Here is a 3,572-nt window from a genome sequence, read left to right on the forward strand (position 1 = left end):
TCGGGCCTGCAGATTCCGCAGGAAATGATTCACTACGGCACCACCAAAACCGCCCAGCTCGGCGTGGCCCGCGGCCTGGCCGAGCTCACCAAGGGCACCGGCGTCACGGTCAACTCGGTGCTGCCCGGCCCCACGGCCTCCGAGGGTGTCGACGAGTTTATCCGCAAGCTGGCCACCGAGGGCAAAACCAAGGAAGAGGCTGAGCACGACTTCTTCCAGCACGACCGACCATCGTCCCTGCTCCAGCGCTTTATCACCACCGACGAAATTGCCAGCATGGTGGCGTATTTGAGCAGCCCGCTGGCGGCGGCCACCAACGGCGCCTCGGTGCGGGTAGACGGGGGAGTGATTCGCAGCATCGGCTAACCCAGAGCTATTTTCAGACTGCCGGAAAACAAAAAAGCCAGCCCCGCTTCAGTAGCGGGACTGGCTTTTTGCTTTTTCAGAAAGCCGACGAGGAGCGGCTTAGCGCACCGTGAGGCGGGCGCTGGCGGTCTGGCCGTTGCCGAGCGTGGCGCGCAGCAAATACAGGCCGGGCGTAAGGCCGGTCAACTCCACGGGGCACGGGCCGGCCACGGCGGGCAGGGCCTGCTCCCGCACCGGGCGCCCCAGCACGTCGGACAGCACAAGGCGGCCACCACCGGCGGGCAGCACCAGCGTGGCGCGGCCGGCCGCCGGGTTCGGGTACACGCTCAGCGGCAACTCGGCCACGGCCCCGCGGGCGGCGGTGAGGGTGCCACCGGCGTTGAGTTTGGCCACGAACATATCGACGCTATTGCCCTGACTCACGATAGAGCCGAAGTTGACGGTACCCAGCACGGCCCCGGCGAAGTAAGCGTTGCCGCTCGGGTCGGTGTTGACGGCCAAACCGATAGCGGCGCCAAAGTTCGTGTTGGAGCCCCCTACCCGGTCGGCCCACACGGCATTACCGCGCGAGTCGAAACGGACAGCGTACATATCCTGCTCGGCGGCAGTGAGCGTGGTGGGGCCAAACGTGACGTTGCCCTGGAAGTCGCCGGTCATGTAGAGGCCGCCGCGGTTGTCGAAGGCCACGCCGTAGCCGCTGTAGAGGTCAGGCTCGGTGGGCGTTATCTTCCGCTCCCAGGCCAGGACACCCTGGTCGCTGTAGCGGGCCACGTAGATGCTGCTCTGGCTGCTGTTGATGTCGAAGGTGTAGTCGGCGGCACCGGCCACGGCCACGCTGCCCGTGGCGGCATCCACGGCCAGGGCCGTCCCCCGGTCGTAGTTGACGCCGCCGGTGCGCCGGGCCCACAGCACGTTGCCCTGGGCGTCGTATTTAGTCAGAAACAAGTCTTCCTCGCCCAGACTGGGCAACACCACGTTGCCGAAGGTGGCTACAACCGAGGTAGCGCCGGTGATGTAGGCGTTGCCGGCGGCATCGACGGCAATGGCGTTGCTGACGTCGGAATTGGCCGAGCCGCCGGTGCGAATCCAGGCCACGGTGCCGGCCGGGGTCAGCTTACAGATATACACGTCGCTGGAGGGCGACACGGGCGACACGGCGGGGCCGCCGAAGCCGAGGCTGCCGGTGAAGTCGCCGGTCAGGTAGACGTTACCGGCCGCGTCGGTGGCGCTGCCCACGCAGTAGGCGTCGCCGTTGGTGACGCCCCCGCTGCGGGCCCAGAGCACGTTGCCCTGGGGGTCGAACTTGTACACAAACGCGTCGGCGTAGTTGTTCGTGGTGTTGAGCGTGGTGCTGCCGAAGGTGACGTAATCCGTGAAATACCCCACCAGGTAAGCGTTGCCGGCCGCATCCACGCTCACCGTGACTCCGCCTTCCTCGTGGCTGGAAAGCACGCCCTGCCGCAGCCAGGCCAGGGTGCCGTTGGCGTTGTACTTGGCCAAAAACAGCCCGACCTGACCTTGGCTTACGGTCAGCGTCTGGCCGTCGAGGGTCATCGAACCATCAAAGGCGCCGCTGACGAGCTGGCTGCCGTCGGCGGCAAGTACCACTTTGGTGGCCCGGGCAAAGTCGCCGGCGATGCCGGAGGAGCGGCGCACCGAAGCCCAGACGGGAGCGGCTACCTGCGCCTGCGCGGCCAGTGAAGAAGCCGTTAGTGCGGCCAATAAGCCCAAGCGGGGCAATAGAGAAGGAATAGAGGTAAGCATGAAACAGGGAATGGATGAAAAAAAATGGAAGGAATAAAGCAATAGGAAGGGCGGCCACGGTAGGCTGGTAGCGTCGGGTGGCCGGCCGACGCCTTGCCAGAGGGAGCAGCGCCGGCGCAAAAGGGTTGCACGCGGCTGGCCGGCAGCTGACCTCATAGGCGCGGCAAAGCTACGGACGGACGGGTAGCCCGCCAGCCATCGACGAACTATTTGGCGAGTATTCGCCCGAAAAAAACAGCCTTACAGCTCCCCCAGCCGTTTGCCCTGCTCCCGGCTCAGCCGCCGGTGCTTGGCTTGGCCCACCACCTGCGCCGAATAGATGCCGCGGTGCCCCGAAAACAGGTAGGCCACCACGCAGGCCAGGGCCAGGTAGATGCCGGCCGGCATTCCAAACAGCTCCAGTCCCATCAGCAGGCAGGCCAGGGGCGTGTTGGCGGCGCCGGCAAACACGCCCACAAAGCCCATGGCGGCCAGCAGCGCCACCGGCAGGGGCAGCACCACGGCCAGCGCCGAGCCCAGCGTGGCACCGATGAAAAACAGTGGCGTCACTTCCCCACCCCGGAAGCCGCACCCCAGCGTGAGGGCCGTCAGCAGCAATTTCCAGGCAAAATCCTGGGGGCCCAGCGGGGTTTGAAACGCCTCCACGATGACGGGCACGCCCAGGCCCAGGTAACGGGTGGTACCCAGCGCGCCCACCAGCGCCACCAGCAGCACGCCCCCGAGCACCGGCCGCAGCGGCGGGTAGGCCAAGCGGGCAAACTGCCGGCCAACCCAGTGCGTGAGGGCCGCGAAGCTGCGGGCCGTGAGGCCAAACAGGGCCCCGGCCAGCAGGGTGCAGCCTACTGACTGGGGCGTGAGGGGCAAGGCCGCCAGCTGCGGGTAAGCCGTGTGGCCCACACCCCAAGCCCTGGTGACGAAGTCGGCGCTAGTAGCGGCCAGGAAGGCGGGCAGCAGGGCGTCGTAACGAATGGAGCCCAGCAGCAGCACTTCCAGGCCAAACATGGCCCCGGCCAGCGGCGTACCGAACACCGAAGCAAAGCCCCCGCTCATGCCCGCAATCAGCAGCAGGCGCCGGTCGCGGGGGCGCAGCCGCAGCCAGCGGGTGAGTTGGTCGGCCAAAGCGCCACCCATCTGTACGGCCGTGCCTTCGCGCCCGGCGGAGCCGCCAAACAGGTGAGTGAGCAGGGTACCGCCTAGTACCAGTGGCACCAGGCGTAGCGGCACCGGAGTGCGGGGCGCGTGGATTTCGTCCAGAATCAGGTTGTTGCCGCGCCCGGCCTCCCGGCCGAAATAGTGGTAAGCCAGTCCGATTACCAGCCCCGCCGCCGGCAGTAGCAGCAGCGCCCACGCGTGCAACTCCCGCCAGCGCGTCACCCAGTCGAGCGACACCAGAAACAGGGCCGAAGCTGAGCCGGCCAGCACCCCGACCAGGCCGCTGAGCA

General features: G+C 67.0%; 3 protein-coding genes. 1 reads left to right on the forward strand and 2 read right to left on the reverse strand.

The features are described 5' to 3' along the window. A partial coding sequence (locus tag EWM57_RS20735) for an SDR family oxidoreductase (RefSeq protein ID WP_129923206.1) occupies nt 1-366 on the forward strand: 366 nt, incomplete at its 5' end. A gap of 99 nt (nt 367-465) precedes the next feature. Here the strand turns inward: EWM57_RS20735 and EWM57_RS20740 are convergent. Beyond that, nucleotides 466-2,130: a hypothetical protein gene (locus EWM57_RS20740; protein WP_129923207.1), complete on the reverse strand. Its 1,665-nt coding sequence runs from the start codon at nt 2,128-2,130 to the stop codon at nt 466-468. 240 nt (nt 2,131-2,370) lie between these two features. Beyond that, nucleotides 2,371-3,572, reverse strand: a 1,202-nt coding sequence (locus EWM57_RS20745) for a chloride channel protein (RefSeq protein ID WP_207218373.1), incomplete at its 5' end; no start/stop codon positions are given.

The organism is Hymenobacter persicinus (genome assembly GCF_004167665.1).
Taxonomy (GTDB): Bacteria; Bacteroidota; Bacteroidia; order Cytophagales; family Hymenobacteraceae; genus Hymenobacter; species Hymenobacter persicinus.